Below are 294 nucleotides of genomic sequence, written 5' to 3'. Positions count from 1 at the left end.
TACGGGGTCACGGTGTAGCTGGTGATGGCGCTGCCGCCGTTGGCCGGGGCGGTCCAGGACACGGTGGCCTGCTTGTCCCCGGCGGTGGCGGTGACGCCGGTGGGTGCCGCCGGTGCGGTGGGCCCGGTCGGGGTGATCGCGGCCGAGGCGGTGGAGTCGGGCCCGGTGCCGATGGCGTTGGTGGCCGAGACCTTGAAGGTGTAGGCGGTGCCGTTGATCAGGCCGGTGACCGTGGTGGTCGTGGCCGGTGGTGTGCCGGTGACGGTGGTCGGGGTGCCGGCGGTGGTGCCGGCG

Annotated in this window: 1 protein-coding gene; it reads right to left on the bottom strand. The window is 74.5% G+C overall.

Annotation, left to right across the window (positions count from 1 at the left end; all coding sequences use genetic code 11):
* Positions 1 to 294 (bottom strand): fibronectin type III domain-containing protein (locus AC3A5R_RS23115; RefSeq protein ID WP_487623121.1); only part of this gene is annotated, 294 nt, incomplete at both ends.

Source organism: Intrasporangium sp. Soil_C_50 (assembly GCF_057656595.1).
Note: the sequence above shows the minus strand (reverse complement) of the source record. Positions and strands in the feature narration are given on the sequence as shown.